The sequence below is a fragment of the Leeuwenhoekiella sp. ZYFB001 genome, assembly GCF_011784865.1.
In the GTDB taxonomy this organism is placed as follows: Bacteria; Bacteroidota; Bacteroidia; order Flavobacteriales; family Flavobacteriaceae; genus Leeuwenhoekiella; species Leeuwenhoekiella palythoae.
In genome coordinates this window covers 1,936,035-1,953,595 of sequence record NZ_CP050460.1, presented here as the reverse complement: position 1 = coordinate 1,953,595, position 17,561 = coordinate 1,936,035, and the positions used below count along the sequence as shown (strand labels likewise).

Sequence of the window (17,561 nt, the reverse complement as noted above, 5' to 3'; positions counted from 1 at the left end):
ATAATTAACTTTTTACAGCTTCCAGACCTAACTCTTCGCCTTTTTTCAACATAAAGGCGTGGGCGGCTTCATATTCATTAGGGATCTCCCCTTCAAGAATCGCTTCTTTAATAGCTTCTTTGATGATCCCGATTTCCTTTGAAGGTTGTAAGTCGAATGTGCTCATAATTTCTTCACCACTTACCGGCGGTTGAAAATTACGCACGTGATCACGCTCCTCAACTTCTTCGATCTTTTGTCGCACCGTCTTGAAGTTGTTATGATATTTTCGGTAGCGCTTAGGATTTTTAGTTGTAATGTCTGCCTCGCAAAGCGTCATCAACGATTCCAGATAATCGCCGGCATCAAAAATGAGACGACGTACGGCACTATCAGTGACAAAGTCTTCGGCGATAACGATGGGTCGCGAACTCATCAAAACTAATTTTTGAACGAATTTCATTTTTTCATTCAATGGCATTTTTAAACGTTTAAAAAGTTTAAAAACCATTTTTGAACCCACAAATTCGTGCCCGTGAAACGTCCAACCAATTTTTTTATGGAAACGTTTGGTAGGCGCTTTACCAATATCGTGAAGCAACGCAGCCCAGCGTAACCATAGATCTTCAGTATTTTCTGAAATATTATCAACCACTTCTAGGGTGTGGTAAAAATTGTCTTTATGCTTTTGACCTTCCTTTTCTTCAATGCCTTTTAGTGCAGTCAATTCCGGAAGAATGTAAGGCAGTAATTCTGTTTTTTCGAGGAGTAAAAAACCTTTAGATGGTGTTTTACTCAGCATAATTTTATGCAGTTCGTCTACAATACGTTCTTTAGTGATGATCTTTATGCGGTCTTTATTGGCCGAGATCGCTTCGAGTGATTTGCGTTCGATCGTAAAATCGAGTTGAGTGGCAAATCGTATTGCGCGCATCATACGCAGCGGGTCGTCGCTGTACGTGATATCGGGATCAAGCGGTGTTCTTATGATCTCACGTTCAAGATCTACAATCCCATCAAAAGGATCAACAAGGTCTCCTAAAGTGTTTTTATTAAGACTTAGAGCAAGCGCATTGATAGTAAAATCTCTACGGTTTTGATCGTCTTCAAGACTGCCGTTTTCAACCACCGGATTGCGGCTGTTTTCATTGTAAGACTCTTTGCGTGCGCCTACAAACTCTACTTCAATATCACCGTCACGCAACATCGCTGTTCCATAGGTTTTAAAAACCTGAACTTTAGGTTTGTGAGGAAGGAGGGAAGCCACTTTTTCGGCAAGTCCGATACCGCTACCTACGGCAACAATATCAATATCTTTTGCGGAACCTCTTTTTAAAAGAAAATCGCGAACGTAACCACCTATCACATAGGTTTCAAGGTTTAATTCTTCCGAAGCTTGAGTGATCACCTCAAAGATTTTCGGCTTTAAAGCTTCCGGAAAATTAGGAACTGGCATGGAGTATTATTTACGTAAAATCTTGACCTGACCGTCATTACTCAACTTAATGATCGTTGAAGATTTGGTCGACAAATGTTTGCGTTGCAAATTTACGATATAGTCCACTCCTTCCAAAATTGGTTGGCTTATTTCAGGGTAGCGCATAGGTGTTTTTTCGCCACTAATATTAGCCGAAGTAGAAACTAAAGGTTTACCTAGTTTTTTAATCAGTGTTCGGCAAAATTCGTCTTGAACAATACGAATTCCCAAAGTGTTATCTTCCCCCACAAGATTTTCAGCTATTCTAATAGGCTTATCATAAATAATTGTGGTGGGTTGAGATGCATATTTTAAGATGTTGTAAGCAACCTCCGGAATTTCCTCAACAAACTGATTGAGCATTTTCATATCACTTACCAGGCAAATCAGGGCTTTACTTTCCTTACGCTTTTTAAGTGCGTAAATTTTATCGATAGCATTAGCGTTTGTGGCGTCGCAACCAATGCCCCAGACCGTATCTGTTGGGTATAGCAACAAACCGCCGCGTTTTAACACGCCAAGAGATTCATTTACTTCGTTGAGAATATTTTGATCGTATTTTTTCATAGCCATGGCGTCCCAAATTAGTTGTGCAAAGTTATTTGTTTAAGACCGATCTGTAAACATTTAGATACTCTTTTGCAGTGGCGTTCCAATTAAATGATTTTGCGTGCGCGATTCCGGCATTGATCAAGCTTTGATCTTGATAATTGGCAATACCTTCAAGAACTTTCTCAGCCATATATTCAGGCTCATAATGCTCCCAATAGGTAGCAAAATCACCACCGACTTCAGGAAGCGAAGTGTTGTTTGAAGTAATAACTGGAGTGCCATATCGCAAAGCTTCAATTATAGGGATACCAAAGCCTTCTTTTAATGACGGAAAAACAAATGCCGCACTATTTTTTAAATGGTATTTTTTTTCCGTTTCAGAAATTTTACCGGGAAGGTAAACACGGTTCTGTAACTTGTTTTTTGAGATAGTCTCTTTTATTTTTTCGGTATAAGGCCGGTCAGAATTTCCGGCAATGATAAGTTCATAATCAGGTAAATGCTGAAGCATATCAATCAAGGCATGAAAATTCTTTCGTGCAGTAAACTCGCCAATAGTGAATAAATAAGGTTTTTTTGGTGCTGTCTCAGGAATGAAATCTTCAGGAATCGAAGTGTCAAGCATCGGGTTGCCATTGTAAATCACATATTCAGGCTTATCTGAAGTATCAAAACATTGCTGGGTAGCTTGGCGCGCAAACTTCGAGATATAGACTAAGGCGTCGGCGCGTTTCAGCTTTGCTTCAAAACGTTTTATACGCGCAGTTTTGTCTGTACTATCAGGCCCTTCAGCAAAATGCACATCGTGAACAGTAAGAACATACGGCATTTTAAAACGTGGCTCTACTTTAGTATTTTGATTTAAAGAATGCCAGAGATCATATTTAAAGGGAAGCCGTAATGCTTTATAACGTGTGAAGGAAAAATAGTGCTGATAGTCAAAATGAGTACCAAATTCACTTTTTAGTTTAGCCGAAATATTGCTGTGAAGGGTAAATTTAAAATCGCTTTGTGCATTCTGATAAAAACCCTTGATCAAGTGATAGTTAAACTGCCCTAAACCCGAAAATTGATTTTTTATATTATGAGATTCTAGAAAAATCTGTTTCATTCTTTAGCCTTGCTTTTGAGAACTTGTTTTATTAAAACTACTTTTGCACTCTAAATTTCTTCATGAAAGTCACAGTTCACAAATCGGTCAAAAATAATCTTTTAAAACTAAAGGAGTTCTTTTTGAATTTTGAGCAGGAAGGAAAAATCCTTGCAGACGGCAACCGTAATCAGATTAAAATTTTTGATCTAGACGACACTCAGATCACGATCAAAGCGTTTAAGGTTCCTAATTTTGTGAATAAAATCGCCTACCAGTATTTTAGAAAATCTAAAGCCCAGCGCTCATATGAATATGCGTGTAAATTGCTTGACTTGGGTATTTTGACTCCGTTTCCTATAGGGTATGGCATCGCTTCAAACGGACTTTTATTTGGAAAGAGTTTTTATGCGTGTAAGTTGGTGAATGCTGATGCCACATTTAGAACTTTGATTAACGAGGAGCATTTTCCTGATCGTATTGAGATCCTAAAAGCATTTACGCGGTTTACCTATGAAATGCACGAAAAGCAGATTCATTTTCTGGATCATTCTGCCGGGAATACATTGATCGTCATTACTGAAAATGGTTACGAGTTTTATTTGGTTGATCTAAATAGAATGGAATTCAAGCCGCTTGATTTTGAAACGCGTATTCAGAATTTTGCGCGATTGACTCCGAAAAAAGAAATGGTTGATATTATGGCAGAAGAATATGCCCGAGTAGGAAACTACGATATGGAGCAAACCAAAGCTGCTATGTGGAAAGCTACAGAGGATTTTCAAAATCACTTTGCCAAAAAACAAGCCTTTAAAAAGAAGGTGAAATTCTGGAAGAAATAACTCAGTTTTTCTTTGAATTTCTAAGAATCCAAAGATTAACGTAACGCATAAAAACCGCGTACGCCTGTAGATAGCTTATGGTTAAACCGGGAACACCATCTCTAAACCCTTGTTGGATCACATAATGTTTAATAAAGCGCCACACGGGTTTACCCATAAAATGATAAGGCGTTAACGTTCCGGTATGTGCATCGTAATCTTTGGCTTGCCACACCGCATATTTATTGAGTTTTGCGGTAAACTGCTGGATAGAGCTAAAACTAAAATGCTGTAGCGTATGTTGTAAATAATCAAGCTTCCCGTTGGTGCTGATCTCGGCGTGAACGTGTTGGTCTTTATAACGGCAAAAGTTTTTTTTAAAAAGCCGAATCACCTTATCATTTTGCCAGCCGCTGTACTTGATTTTTTTATCTATAAAGTGATTGTTGCGATAGACCCAATAGCCCACAAGATCGTGAGGCGGATTGCTAAGTATTTTTTGAATTTCTTCTTGCAATTGTGGTGTGACACGTTCGTCAGCATCTAAAATAAAAATCCAGTTATGGGTTGCTTGCGGTATCGCCCAATTTTTTTGAGATGCAGAATACTCATATTCACGCTGAAGAATTTTTACAGGAAATTTTTTGGCAATGCTTAGCGTTTCATCAGTACTGAATGAATCTACGATTAAAATCTCATCAGCAAATAAAACCGATTGAATAGCGGCTTCAATATGATGCGCCTCATTAAAAACAGGTATGATCGCTGTGAGTTTTTCCATCTAAAAGTGTTGCGTAAAGCTAATTAAAATATGGTTTTAACATAAAATTTGTTTTCTTTGATTTATGAAGCAAAAACCCGAAGTGTCTATAATTATTAGCACGTATAACTCCGTTGAATGGTTAAAGAAAACCTTATGGGGATACGCGTATCAAGATTTTAAAGATTTTGAAATAGTAATTGCAGATGACGGTTCTGGTGCAGAAACAAAACATGCGATAGCACAATTATCGCCATTATTTGACCGACCAATAATTCACGTGTGGCACGAGGATATCGGCTTCAGGAAAACAATTATTCTAAATAAGGCGGTTGAAGCATGCAGCGCAGAATATATCTTAATGTCAGACGGAGACTGTATTCCGAAGGCCAATTTTGTTCAGGTACATTTAAAGCATAAAGAACCTGGATATTTTCTTTCGGGCGGATATTTTAAACTGCCCATGTCTATTTCTCAGGCGATCACGCAAGAGGATATAAAGAAACAACGGTGTTTTGATCTCAAATGGCTTAAAGCGCAAGGATTGAATAATTCCATTAAAAATAAAAAGCTATCTGCAGGAACTTTTGAATCAAAATTTCTCAATCTGGTCACGCCAACTAAACCTACCTGGAATGGTCATAACGCTAGCGGCTGGAAACAAGATATACTAGCAGTTAATGGTTTTGATGAGCGTATGCAATATGGGGGAGAAGATCGCGAGTTGGGTGAACGCCTCTTTAATAAGGGTTTAAAATCTAAGCAAATACGTTATAGCGCGGTTTGTGTGCATCTTGATCACGCTCGAGGTTATGTAAAGGAAGAAATGCTTGTTAAGAATGCTGCGATTAGAAAGGAAACCAAACTGCAGCGTAAGACCTACACGGCTTTTGGCATCAAGAAAGATTCCTAAGAAACGTAGCCAGTTGCGGTTTAATCAGCTCTGGGGAAAACTGCTGATACAGCATTTCAGATTCTTTATTTAGGTGCTTATTTGATTTCTTCTGAAAGAATTCTGGTTTAAAATCGTTAAGATGTACTGCGACATTGCTAGCATCTTCATACAAGGCCCAAGCGTCTTTAGCGATCCAAGGAGAAAAGATAGCAAACGTAGGCACGTCAAGCGCTTTAGCCATATTTACAGCGCCACCTTCATTACCTATCAGAGCTTTACAGTGAGCTAAGACTGCAATAAAATCACGTAAATTTTTCGCATAAACATTAGCAAAAATATTGCTTTTTAATGCCGTGCTGCAATGCGCTAAAAATGTGTTGACTTCCTCTTTTTGATTCGGAATATAATTAAGCAGAATTTGAGCTTCGGGTTCTTCGCTAATAAGAATATTCAAGAGTTCAGCGAGATAATCTAGAGGATAGGTTTTTGAAGCACTGCTTCCTAACAGTCCTATCATATAAACCGGAGCTTGAAGATTTACATCAGCCTCTTTCAAAAACTGAAGTGCGTTTTGCTTTTCTTCCGCAGAAAGGTAAATTTTTGGCTTTAGCGAATCAGGAAAATTTCCCGGCAATACTTGAAGCAAACGCATGCGGTTTTCTATTGCCAGACCAGCATTTATTTTTGGTTCTTTGAGGTAGCTGATGGTTTGGTTGTATACAAATTGCGTATACCACTTTTTATAACCAATGCTTTTTGCGCTACTTCGCAAACATAAATAGGCAGTACCAAGTTTTGAATATACATCAATGATGTAATCAAAACTTTGCGCCGCTATATATTTTGCAAAAGCCGCAAGGCTAACATTCGTAGCATCGGTAGTGTTACGATCAAAAATAATATGATCGATATACGGATTGTTTTCAACCACGGGTAATGTGTGCGGTTGAATTAAATAGTGCAATTCAGCATCAGGAAACTGTTCACGTATGGCCCTAAAAAGGATAGATGACGTTAAAACGTCACCTATCATCTTTTGCTGAATCACTAATATTTTCATTTTCTGCATTTAGAAAACTACACAGCTACATCATACTCACGTAGCGCGTCATTAAGCGACGTCTTTTTATTAGTACTTTCTTTACGAGTACCTATGATCAATGCACAAGGAACATTGTATTCTCCTGCAGCAAATTTCTTTGTATAACTACCTGGGATCACTACAGATCTTGGAGGCACAGCACCTTTCATTTCTTTAGGTTCATCACCAGTTACATCAATAATCTTAGTAGATGCAGTAAGTACCACATTGGCTCCAAGAACCGCTTCTTTACCCACGCGTACACCTTCAACCACGATACAACGCGATCCTATAAATGCGTTATCTTCGATGATCACAGGAGCTGCCTGTAATGGCTCTAGCACACCACCAATTCCTACACCACCACTTAGGTGTACATTTTTACCAATTTGTGCACAGCTTCCTACGGTTGCCCAAGTGTCAACCATAGTGCCTTCGTCTACATAAGCTCCGATGTTTACATAACTAGGCATCATAATCACACCCTTAGAAATAAAAGCTCCGTGACGTGCAACAGCATTAGGAACTACACGAATTCCTTTATCCTGATAGCCTTTCTTAAGGGGCATTTTATCGTGATATTCAAAAATACCAACTTCTAATTTTTCCATTTTTTGAATTGGGAAATACAGCACTACTGCTTTTTTTACCCATTCATTCACCTGCCAGTCATCACCTTTAGGTTCTGCAACGCGCAGCGTACCGCCGTCTATAAGCTCAATGACTTCGCGTATGGCTTCATGAGTTACTTTATCTGAAAGTAGCGATCTGTCTTCCCAAGCTGCTTCAATAAGGTTTTTAACTTGTTGCATATTCTAAACTTGTTTTTGTTGATTAGTCCAAATTTTTGCGGCTCCAAATATAGTTTAGGCGTGTGTAAAAAACGAAAATACCATCATTTGTTTTCTTTATTCAGCATTCACAAAACCCAATGGTGAGGTTTTCAAGTTCTAAAGAATACTATGGCCTTTGATACTATATGCATCTAAAATCTTATTTTTGCCAAAATAAATTTTTAAGGCAGGTTCAGGTAACTTTTAGGCAACCGATTTTAGCCTCTGTAAGTTATAGAAGAAACCTCTTGAGTATTGAGCAAAATGGGTCGCATACTGGCATTAGATTTTGGAACCAAACGTACGGGCATCGCAGTGACCGATGAGCTTCAGCTTATTGCTTCCGGTTTAACGACAGTAAACACGACTGACCTGCTTGATTTTCTTAAGAAGTATTTTTCTGAAGAAAGCGTCGAACTCATTCTCCTTGGCGAGCCTAAGCGCATGAATAACGAAGCCTCTCACGTGGAGACCGAGATTTTAAAATTTCGCGAAAGCTTAGAAAAAATTACTTCAATTCCAATCAAAAGAGTAGATGAGCGGTTTACCTCAAAGATGGCTGCACAAACGATGCTTGATAGCGGCTTGAAGAAAAAACAACGAAAAAATAAAGCGCTTCTTGACGAGATCAGCGCAACAATAATACTTCAAACCTATTTGTATCAATAGGCTGAATTTATACTAAACACAAGAACATGATTTTACCTATAGTTGCTTACGGCGATCCGGTTTTACGCAAAAAAGCAGTAGAAATTCCTCAAGATTATCCTGAGCTAAAGGAGCTTGTAGCCAATATGTTTGAAACTATGTATGGCGCCAGTGGCGTGGGGCTTGCCGCTCCGCAAATAGGCAGAGCGATTAGATTATTTGTAGTTGACGCGACACCTTTTGCAGACGACGAAGATCTTTCTGATGAGGAACAAGAGCGTTTAAGAACATTCAAAAAAGCATTTATTAATCCGCAGATTTTAGAAGAAACCGGCGATGAATGGGCTTTTAGTGAAGGTTGTCTCAGTATTCCCGGGATTAACGAAGATGTGTTTAGATGTCCCAACATCAAGATCAAATATCAGGATGAAGATTTTAACGAGCACGTAGAAGAATTTGATGGGTTACTTGCGCGCGTGATTCAGCACGAGTATGATCATATTGAAGGAATCTTGTTTACTGATAAATTGAGCAGTCTTAAAAAGCGCATTATTAAAAGTAAGCTCGCCGGAATTAGTAAAGGAAAAGTGAATGCAGATTACCGTATGCGATTTCCGGCAGTAAAAAAAGGACGTTAAAAAAGATATTGCAGGCGGTTTAAATTTTGAAAATTCAAAAAGAGCCTAGATATTTGCCGCCTTTAAAATTAGAATAAACCACTTAAAAATCCGTTTAAGGATAAAATACATACTATGAGTCTAGATAAAATAGTTTCAATTTCAGGAAAACCGGGATTATATCATTTGCGAGCGCAAACGCGTTCTGGTTTTATTGCAGAATCATTAACTGACGGAAAAAAAATACCGGTAGGATTGCGTCATAATGTGAGTGTGCTTTCAGAAATTTCTATTTATACTTTAGATGGCGAGGCACCTTTACGTGATGTTTTTGCAAAAATTGCTGAAAAAGAAAACGGCGAAAAGGCGATTAGCCACAAGGTTGCTAAAGATGAGCTAGAAGCATACTTTTTTGATGTGCTTCCTAATTTTGATGAAGATCGTGTATATGCAAGCGATATGAAAAAAGTGATTCAGTGGTACAATTTGTTACAGGCAAATGATTTACTAGAAACTACTGAAGCACCTTCTGAAACTGCAAAAGCAGACGAAGAAGAATAGTCGCAAATACAACTAAAATATAGAAATCCTTCGGTACTTTTACTGAAGGATTTTTTATTTCAACCTATTGCATCGCAAAAAAACGCCTTATGAACAACAGAGCAAGCCAGCTTAAAGCCATAGACAGATTGCTAACTATTATGAATGAACTTCGGGAACAGTGTCCCTGGGACCGCAAGCAAACCTTACAAAGTCTTAGGCACCTTACAATCGAAGAAACCTATGAATTGGGCGATGCGATTCTTGATAATGATCTTGAGGAAGTAAAAAAAGAGCTGGGCGATTTGCTGCTGCACATTGTATTCTACGCCAAAATAGGAAGTGAGACCGAAGATTTTGACATTGCTGATGTCGCTAACGAAATTTGCGAAAAACTCATTTCGCGACACCCTCATATTTATGGTGATGTTGCTGTCGAAGACGAAGAGGATGTCAAGCGCAATTGGGAAAATCTAAAATTGAAGGAAGGTAAAAAGTCAGTTTTAGAAGGTGTCCCGCGTTCTTTGCCGGCTCTGGTAAAAGCAAGCCGAATTCAAGATAAAGTTGCCGGAGTAGGGTTTGATTGGGAAGAGCCACAGCAGGTTTTCGAGAAATTGCAGGAAGAGCTTGCTGAGCTGCAAGAAGAGGTTGAAGCCAGAGATCAAGAGAAGATCGAAGCGGAATTTGGTGATGTGATGTTTTCTATGATCAACTACGCGCGGTTTTTAAAAGTAGATGCCGAAAGTGCTCTGGAGCGTACCAATAAGAAGTTTATTAAGCGTTTTCAATACTTAGAACAAAAAGCAAAAGAGAATAATAAAGCATTACGCGATATGACTTTACGTGAGATGGATGTGTTTTGGGAAGAAGCCAAAAAGCTTTAAATCTGCTCAGAATAGTTCGTTTTCGGTGAATTTCTGATCAAATTTGGCGATTTATCGCAATTTTTCGGGGTTTAACCTTATTTCTCTTGGTTTGTATCTTCTAAAGGTTATTTTTGGAACAAACGCCTGATTTTAATAGGTGTTCCATCAGAAATTCCTAAAGTATTTCTAGAATTTCCGATGGAAATCGTTTCAAAAATATAAATCTCGATTATCGAGTAAACCAACTTTATGGATTTTACAAACCCGTTGATTTACGGAGTACCATGTTTTCTAGGCCTGATCCTCGTGGAGCTTACTTACAGCAAGCATCACGATAATGATGAACTCTATCACTGGAAGGATTTAGGAGCAAGCCTTACGATGGGAATTGGCTCTACTTTAATAGCCCCGTTGATCAAGACCGTTACGGTCATTCTTTTATTCAATTGGGTTTACGATATTTTTAATCCGGTGGTTGATGGTGTACGCACCAATATTTTTGGGTGGGAATCCTTTGGCTATGCCTGGTACGTATGGATTCTTTGTCAGTTGGCAGATGACTTTTCTTATTACTGGTTTCATCGACAAAACCATATGGTTCGCTTTTTTTGGGCAGCCCATATTGTACACCATTCTTCAGAGAATTTCAATTTAGGTACCGCGGTCCGAAACGGCTGGTTTACTATTTTTTACAAACCCTTATTCTATGTTTGGATCGTCGCTATAGGCTTTCCGCCGGAAATGCTCGTGGTCTGTCTGGGTATCGAAGCATTATGGCAATTTCAGCTGCATTCACAATATGTACCGAAGCTGGGTATTATTGATAAGATCTTCAATACGCACACGATGCACCAAGTGCACCACGCCCGAAATTTGGAATATATGGACAAAAATCACGGGGGATTCTTGAATATTTTCGATCGCATGTTCGGCACATTTAAAGAACTCGATGAGGAAATAGAAATTGAATATGGCGTGACAAAATCACCGGACAGCTACAATCCTTTAGTCATATTAACCCACGAGTACAAGGATATTTGGAAGGATATGAAGCGCTCACCCAAGTTGAAACATAAGTTTATGTATGCCTTTGGCCCGCCTGGATGGAGCCACGATGGAAGCACGCTCACCATCAAACAAATGCGTCAAAAATTAAAAGAAGAACGCGTACAGCAACAAAAACAGCGTGAACTAGAACTTGAGGTTGCCGAGTAAACCTAAGATCTCTTGATCACACGCTTAATATCTTCTTTATATTTATCGGCATAAACCACCGCATAATAACCTACTTGCATTGCGCTTGTGAATAGGAAAAATCTCTTGATTAGTTTTCTTGGTTTCATAACATTAGTTTTCCCAAGGATAACCATTGTTCTTTGTTCTATGGGTTAAAGAATTCTTATTTTTAAAATTTATACATAAAATCTACTCTATTCTATGCAGCCAGAATTACTTGAAATCGAGCCACGAAAGATCATTGGTAAATGTTTGACGACTACTCTTTCATTTGATGATACTGCCGCACTGTGGAAAGCCTTTATGAGTAGGCACAAAGAAGTGAAAAATAGAATAGACTCCGGCTTTTACTCGATGCAGGTCTATCCTTTTGGGATGAATTTTGAGCGTTTTGATCGGGAAACAGAATTTGAGCGTTGGGCTGCAGTTGAAGTGACCTCTTTTGATTTGGTTCCCGAAGGAATGCAAACTAAAACCATTGCCGGTGGACTTTACGCAGTATTCATCCACGTTGGTCCCGTAAAGAAATTTGTAGAAACTTCTAACTATATTTTTGATACGTGGTTACCGCAATCTGATTATAAGCTTGATGATCGAGCGCATTTTGAGCGTTTAGGAGCTAAATACTACGGGCCTGAGCACCCAGAATCTGAAGAAGAAATTTGGGTACCTATAAGCGCCAAATCTTAACGATGGTGATAAGGTTCGTTGCGTAAAATCGTAAAACCGCGATAGATTTGTTCGGTGATAAAAAGCCGAATCATCTGATGCGAAAAGGTCATTTTTGATAAAGAAACTTTGCCTTGAGCTTTGGCATAAACCGCTTCAGAAAAACCATATGGCCCACCAATAACAAAGACTAAAGTTTTGATGCCGCTGTTCATTTTCTTTTGAAGATAATCGGCAAATTTTACGCTGCTTAACTCTTTTCCGTTTTCGTCTAAAAGAATCAGTTGGTCTTGAGGCGTGATCTTGTTTAATATAAGTTCGCCTTCTTTTTCTTTTTGCTGTTCTTCCGAAAGGTTTTTAGTTTTCTTGAGGTCAGGAATAATTTCGAGCTCAAAATTTACATAATGTTTTAAACGATTGGTGTAAACCGAAATTAGCGACTCAAGATTACGATCATCGGTTTTGCCTATGCAAAGTAATTTTATATTCATAATTCAAAATTACATCATTTCAATTTTGAGTGTTTTATAAAAGCCTATATCTTCACGATATTTGCACACCGGTGTTGTAAATTAACCGGCTGTAACGAGAACTAAGCTTAAATTACTAGACTTTATGATTTCTGAAGCAAAGCTGAATGAAGAAATAGCGGCAATAATAGCCAATGCCATTAGAGAAGATGTTGGTCCCGGAGACTACAGTTCGCTTGCGTGTATTCCGGAAACGGCAACAGGTAAGGCTAAACTTTTAGTTAAAGAAAAAGGCATAATCGCGGGGGTTGCCTTTGCTCAGAAGGTTTTTGCGTACGTAGACGATCAGCTTGAAGTTGAGGTGATGATTCAGGATGGGGAAGAAGTTAAAGTAGGAGATATTGTACTTTACGTTTCCGGTAGTTCTCAGAGTATTTTAAAAGCTGAGCGTCTAGTTTTAAACGGAATGCAGCGAATGAGTGCTATTGCGACTAAAACTAATGCCTATACCAAGCTCTTAGAAGGAACTAAAGCAAAAATTTTAGACACCAGAAAAACTACACCTGGTTTTAGAGCTTTAGAAAAAATGGCGGTAAAGATTGGTGGTGGTGAAAATCATCGTTTTGCGCTTTACGATATGGTGATGCTTAAAGACAATCATATCGATTTTGCTGGTGGAATTGATCAGGCGATCGAAAAAACAAAAAACTATCTAGCCGGTAATAATCTGGATCTTAAGATTATTGTTGAAGCGCGTGATCTTGACGAAGTGAACGCTATTTTAAAAGCAGGCGGAGTGTATCGCATATTGCTTGATAATTTTAATTATGAGGATACTAAAACTGCTGTAAAAATCATAGGCGAACAATGTCTTACAGAATCTTCAGGTAACATCAACGAAGAAACGCTTGCCGAATATGCAAAATGCGGTGTAGATTATATCTCAAGCGGGGCGCTAACCCATTCGGTCTATAATATGGATTTAAGCTTAAAAGCAGTTTAATGGCTGAAGAGTGGGACGATAAGCTGAAAACCATTCCATTTTTACTCCCGGTAGTGAAGTGGGCAAAAGGAATCATTCTTCCTGGTTTTGAAGGGTTGTCGTTGTACGATTTCTGGGAAATGTATGCGATAGGTATTCTTAAGGGTACTTTTGCTACAAGAGCCAGTGCCATTGCTTTCAGCTTTTTTATGGCGCTATTTCCGTTTTTTCTCTTTGTGCTCAACCTTATCCCTTATGTACCTATTAACGGGTTTCAAAGCGACTTTCTTTCTTTTATAAATAATTTACTACCGCCGCAAACACAGGAGTTTTTTGATCCGATTCTTTTAGATATTGCAGCGAACCAACGTGGCGGACTTTTATCATTCACTTTAATTTTTGCTATTTTTTTAATGGCAAACGGCGTCAATGCGATTTTTACGGGGTTTGAATATAGTTTTCATTCCATTACCAATCGCAGTATTTTTAGGCAATATGCTGTTGCCTTAGGAGTTTCTATAATGTTGGCATTGTTGTTGTTATTGGTAGTTATAGCTGTGCTTTATTTGCAGTTTAGTATAACAGAACTCAAAAGGCGCGGCATAGTTAATGAAGATAATTTGTGGATTTCCCAATTAGGAAGTTATATCGCTTTGATCGTTTTGATCTATACTGTAGTGGCAACCTTGTATTATTTTGGAACAAAAGAGGGTAAAGACACGCGGTTTTTATCAATTGGCGCGACCTTGACGACGATCTTGTTTATTGTGACAACCTATTTATTTGGGATTTACATTAATAATTTTGCAACCTATAACCAGTTATACGGTTCTATTGGAGCCTTATTGATTATGATGGTTTACATCTGGCTGAATGCAAACTTATTGTTGCTAGGTTTTGAACTCAATGCAAGTTTGTACAGGCTAAAACGCAGAAGAGATTATAAAAAAGCGCAATTATCTTCAAATTAATTTCAATAGTGTTGAAAATATCTTATTATTGATATACTTTAATTAAGAATTAAAAATTTATTAACCCCTTAAATAATGAATATGAAAAAGATTAGCGCTTTTTTAATTATGATGCTTGTATGCACAGCAGGAGTTTTTGCTCAAGATGTAACCGGAAAGTGGAAGACAATTGATGATGAGACTGGTGACGCAAAGTCTATTGTTGAGATTTACAAGCAGGATGGTAAGGTTTATGGTAAAATTGTTGAAATTTTAAACAAAGATCGCCAGGATGCAAAATGTATAGACTGTCCGGGAGCTGATAAAGGTAAACCTATTAATGGTTTGGTTATTATTAAAGGCCTTGAAAAAGATGGAGACGAGTATAATGATGGTAAGATCCTAGATCCGCAAAGCGGAAAATTATACAAATGCCTTATCGAGCTAGAGAACGCAGATAAATTAAAAGTTCGTGGTTATATTGGTTTTTCACTCATCGGAAGAACCCAATATTGGCACCGAGTAAAATAACAATACTTCCTATTAAAACTAAGGCTGTTTCTAATTTCTGAGACAGCCTTTTTTTTATCTTTACATCCGTGTATTTTGTTGATGTAATCTTACCCATTCCGGTCGAAAATGCGTTTACCTATCGCATTAGTGAGGCCGAATATGCTTTTATAAAACCAGGGATGCGGCTCGCGGTTCCTTTTGGTAAAAGTAAGATTTATACTGCCCTGGCCATAGCTGTGCATCAAGTAGAACCTCGCATCTACGAGGCTAAAGAAATTGAGCAAATTCTTGACGAGATTCCTATTGTTAATCTGGCGCAATTGAATTTCTGGAAGTGGATGGCTAACTACTATATGTGCACTTTAGGTGACGTAATGCGCGCCGCACTTCCCGGAGCTTTTTTGTTAGAAAGTGAAACCATTATCAAACGTATACTGAAGAATGATTTTGAGCCGTATTTAGATGAAATTGATGAGGATGGTCTGACGATACTTAATGCGTTTGAGGGGAGTTCTATTTTGCGCATCAGCGAAGTGATGAATGCCTTAAATAAAAAAAAGGTACTGCCAAGTATCAATAAATTGATCGATTTGGATCTAGTTACTATTGATCAGGAAATTTACGAGTCGTATAAGCCAAAACTGGTAAAATACGTGCGGCTTACCCCGACTTATGAGCAGGAAGAAAAAATGCACGAAGCATTAGATGATCTTGGTAGGGCTCCCAAACAGCGCGAATTACTTCTCAATTATTTTACGCAAAAAGCACGGTCACAAAAGCCGATAAAAGCAAAGGAATTACAGAAGCAAAGTGATGCCACGAGCTCGCAATTAAAAGCACTAGTAGATAAAGGAATTTTTGAAATTTATAAAATTCAGCAGGATCGAATTTCATATTCCGGAAAGGAGCAGGATCAAGTTAAGGCGCTAAATGAAGAGCAGGCACGCGCATTAACTGAAGTGAAAGCGAGCTTTAACAATCACGATGTTTGCCTGTTGCACGGCGTCACTGCTTCGGGCAAGACAGAGGTTTATGTGAATCTTATAAAAGATTATTTAGCCGAAGGAAAGCAAGTATTGTATTTACTTCCGGAAATTGCATTAACCACTCAGCTGGTAGCACGTCTCAAGGCGTATTTTGGCAATCAACTTTCGGTATATCACAGTAAATATTCCATACACGAGCGCGTCGAAGTATGGAATAACGTCTTGAATAAAGCACCTAAAGCGCAGCTGATCTTAGGAGCCCGCAGTGCGCTTTTTCTGCCTTTTGAAAATTTGGGACTCGTGGTTGTTGATGAGGAACATGAAAGCAGTTTTAAGCAGTACGATCCTGCACCTCGTTATCAAGCAAGAGATGCGAGTATTGTATTAGCATATCAGCAAGGCGCAAAAGTTCTATTAGGTTCAGCCACACCGGCTTTAGAAACCTTTTACAATGCGAGTATCGGCAAATATGCACTCGTAACGATGAAGAAGCGTTTTGGTAATATTCTCCTTCCCGAAAATACGATCATAGACATTCAGGAAAAGCATCGTAAGAAACGGATGACGGGACATTTTAGTGACGATCTGTTACGCGCCATTACAGATACCCTTGAATTCGGAGAACAAGTCATTTTATTTCAAAACCGAAGAGGATATTCTCCAATTGTTGAATGCAATGTATGTGGTCACGCGCCGCAATGTCCTAATTGTGATGTGAGTTTAACGTATCACCGGCACCGTGGGCAGCTGCGGTGTCATTACTGTGGCTATCATATCGCAATGCCGCAAAAATGTATGGCCTGTGGAAGCGAAGAACTGGATACTAAGGGATTTGGTACTGAACAGGTTGAAGCTGAACTAAAAGAACTGTATCCTGATCATAATATTGGCAGGATGGATAGTGATACTACTCGGGGTAAACACGGTTTTGAAAAGATAATTACTGCTTTTGAACAGGGCGAATTAGATATCCTTGTAGGAACGCAAATGCTTACAAAAGGCTTGGATTTTAGAAATGTTACCCTTGTAGGAATTCTCAATGCAGACAGTATGCTTAACATTCCTGATTTTAGAGCACACGAGCGTAGCTTTCAGTTGATTCAACAGGTTTCGGGTAGAGCAGGACGTACCGAAAAAAGAGGAAACGTTTTGATTCAAAGCTTTAATCCGCATCATCAGATTTTGCAGCAAGTCTCGATGAATGACTATGAAGCGATGTATAAAGAACAACTTGAAGAACGGCATATTTACAAATATCCGCCGTTTTGCCGACTTATAAAAATCACGTTAAAACATAGAGATTTTCAGAAAATAGAAGAGGCTTCGATGTGGATGGGTCAAGCGCTGAAAAATGTATTTAAAGATCAGGTTTTAGGGCCTGAGCCTCCGCCGGTTTCTCGAATTAGAAATGAATATTATCGCAATATACTCATTAAAATTCCGCGGAAGCAAAGCTTAGAAAAAACTAAAAAAGCAATACTAAAAGTACGTACGACGTTTTTAAGCATTTCGCAGTACCGAAGCGTTAAAATTATATTGAACGTAGATAACTACTAAAAAACAAAAAATCCCGCAATTTGCGGGATTTTTTGTTGG

The 17,561-nt window shown here is 38.6% G+C and carries 20 protein-coding genes; 12 read left to right on the top strand and 8 right to left on the bottom strand.

Going from position 1 to position 17,561, the window contains the following annotated elements; translation table 11 throughout:
* Positions 1-4 precede the first annotated feature (4 nt).
* The 3 genes from HCN54_RS08590 to HCN54_RS08580 are packed head-to-tail and all read right to left on the bottom strand — an operon-like array spanning position 5 to position 3,119.
* Positions 5-1,435, bottom strand: a complete 1,431-nt coding sequence (locus HCN54_RS08590) for a CCA tRNA nucleotidyltransferase (RefSeq protein WP_167597379.1) — start codon at positions 1,433-1,435, stop codon at positions 5-7.
* A gap of 6 nt (positions 1,436-1,441) precedes the next feature.
* Positions 1,442-2,029, bottom strand: coding sequence for an L-threonylcarbamoyladenylate synthase (locus HCN54_RS08585; RefSeq protein WP_167597378.1), 588 nt, complete (start codon positions 2,027-2,029; stop codon positions 1,442-1,444).
* Between the two features lie 25 nt (positions 2,030-2,054).
* A complete protein-coding gene (locus HCN54_RS08580; RefSeq protein ID WP_167597377.1) occupies positions 2,055-3,119 on the bottom strand; it encodes a glycosyltransferase family 4 protein in 1,065 nt (354 codons plus the stop codon).
* 62 nt (positions 3,120-3,181) lie between these two features.
* Between HCN54_RS08580 and HCN54_RS08575 the strand changes: the two genes are divergently transcribed.
* Complete coding sequence (locus tag HCN54_RS08575) at positions 3,182-3,940, top strand: Kdo domain containing protein (protein WP_167597376.1); 759 nt, start codon at positions 3,182-3,184, stop codon at positions 3,938-3,940.
* Position 3,941: 1 nt separating this feature from the next.
* On the opposite strand, the gene HCN54_RS08570 is transcribed toward HCN54_RS08575, so the two are convergent.
* Entirely contained in the window at positions 3,942-4,700 is a 759-nt protein-coding gene (locus HCN54_RS08570) for a glycosyltransferase family 2 protein (protein WP_167597375.1), read from the bottom strand.
* Between the two features lie 64 nt (positions 4,701-4,764).
* Between HCN54_RS08570 and HCN54_RS08565 the strand changes: the two genes are divergently transcribed.
* A complete protein-coding gene (locus tag HCN54_RS08565) occupies positions 4,765-5,592 on the top strand; it encodes a glycosyltransferase family 2 protein (protein WP_167597374.1) in 828 nt (275 codons plus the stop codon).
* Here HCN54_RS08565 and HCN54_RS08560 read toward each other — a convergent pair.
* Both HCN54_RS08560 and HCN54_RS08555 read right to left on the bottom strand, forming a co-directional pair.
* Positions 5,576-6,634 carry a glycosyltransferase family 9 protein gene (locus HCN54_RS08560; protein WP_167597373.1) on the bottom strand — a complete coding sequence of 353 codons (1,059 nt, stop codon included), beginning with the start codon at positions 6,632-6,634 and terminating at the stop codon, positions 5,576-5,578. The genes HCN54_RS08565 and HCN54_RS08560 overlap by 17 nt on opposite strands.
* A gap of 17 nt (positions 6,635-6,651) precedes the next feature.
* Complete coding sequence (locus HCN54_RS08555) at positions 6,652-7,467, bottom strand: 2,3,4,5-tetrahydropyridine-2,6-dicarboxylate N-succinyltransferase (protein WP_167597372.1); 816 nt, start codon at positions 7,465-7,467, stop codon at positions 6,652-6,654.
* Between the two features lie 285 nt (positions 7,468-7,752).
* On the opposite strand from HCN54_RS08555, the gene ruvX reads away from it, so the two are divergent.
* From ruvX to HCN54_RS08530, 5 genes are all read left to right on the top strand, one after another.
* On the top strand, positions 7,753-8,157 hold the full coding sequence (gene ruvX, locus HCN54_RS08550; RefSeq protein WP_167598865.1) for a Holliday junction resolvase RuvX: 405 nt from the start codon (positions 7,753-7,755) through the stop codon (positions 8,155-8,157).
* A 26-nt stretch (positions 8,158-8,183) separates the two neighbouring features.
* Positions 8,184-8,774: a peptide deformylase gene (gene def, locus HCN54_RS08545; RefSeq protein ID WP_167597371.1), complete on the top strand. Its 591-nt coding sequence runs from the start codon at positions 8,184-8,186 to the stop codon at positions 8,772-8,774.
* Between the two features lie 114 nt (positions 8,775-8,888).
* Positions 8,889-9,314 (top strand): DUF5606 domain-containing protein, encoded by a 426-nt coding sequence (locus tag HCN54_RS08540; protein ID WP_167597370.1) that lies wholly within the window; start codon positions 8,889-8,891, stop codon positions 9,312-9,314.
* Positions 9,315-9,403: 89 nt separating this feature from the next.
* Entirely contained in the window at positions 9,404-10,177 is a 774-nt protein-coding gene (gene mazG, locus HCN54_RS08535; protein WP_167597369.1) for a nucleoside triphosphate pyrophosphohydrolase, read from the top strand.
* Positions 10,178-10,408: 231 nt separating this feature from the next.
* Entirely contained in the window at positions 10,409-11,374 is a 966-nt protein-coding gene (locus HCN54_RS08530) for a sterol desaturase family protein (protein ID WP_167597368.1), read from the top strand.
* A 2-nt stretch (positions 11,375-11,376) separates the two neighbouring features.
* Here HCN54_RS08530 and HCN54_RS17530 read toward each other — a convergent pair whose 3' ends face one another.
* Positions 11,377-11,502, bottom strand: coding sequence for a hypothetical protein (locus tag HCN54_RS17530; protein WP_262887887.1), 126 nt, complete (start codon positions 11,500-11,502; stop codon positions 11,377-11,379).
* A gap of 94 nt (positions 11,503-11,596) precedes the next feature.
* Between HCN54_RS17530 and HCN54_RS08525 the strand changes: the two genes are divergently transcribed.
* Positions 11,597-12,085, top strand: coding sequence for a GyrI-like domain-containing protein (locus tag HCN54_RS08525; RefSeq protein WP_167597367.1), 489 nt, complete (start codon positions 11,597-11,599; stop codon positions 12,083-12,085).
* Here HCN54_RS08525 and rlmH read toward each other — a convergent pair.
* Entirely contained in the window at positions 12,082-12,555 is a 474-nt protein-coding gene (rlmH, locus tag HCN54_RS08520; RefSeq protein WP_167597366.1) for a 23S rRNA (pseudouridine(1915)-N(3))-methyltransferase RlmH, read from the bottom strand. The two genes, HCN54_RS08525 and rlmH, sit on opposite strands and share 4 nt — an antisense overlap.
* Before the next feature lie 124 nt (positions 12,556-12,679).
* Between rlmH and nadC the strand changes: the two genes are divergently transcribed.
* From nadC to priA, 4 genes are all read left to right on the top strand, one after another.
* Positions 12,680-13,537, top strand: a complete 858-nt coding sequence (gene nadC / locus HCN54_RS08515) for a carboxylating nicotinate-nucleotide diphosphorylase (RefSeq protein ID WP_167597365.1) — start codon at positions 12,680-12,682, stop codon at positions 13,535-13,537.
* Positions 13,537-14,487 (top strand): YihY/virulence factor BrkB family protein, encoded by a 951-nt coding sequence (locus HCN54_RS08510; RefSeq protein ID WP_072979522.1) that lies wholly within the window; start codon positions 13,537-13,539, stop codon positions 14,485-14,487. Before nadC ends, HCN54_RS08510 begins: the two co-directional genes overlap by 1 nt.
* An 81-nt stretch (positions 14,488-14,568) precedes the next feature.
* Positions 14,569-14,997 (top strand): DUF2147 domain-containing protein, encoded by a 429-nt coding sequence (locus tag HCN54_RS08505; protein WP_205881707.1) that lies wholly within the window; start codon positions 14,569-14,571, stop codon positions 14,995-14,997.
* Between the two features lie 68 nt (positions 14,998-15,065).
* Complete coding sequence (priA, locus tag HCN54_RS08500) at positions 15,066-17,522, top strand: primosomal protein N' (RefSeq protein ID WP_167597363.1); 2,457 nt, start codon at positions 15,066-15,068, stop codon at positions 17,520-17,522.
* The last annotated feature ends 39 nt before the right edge of the window (positions 17,523-17,561 follow it).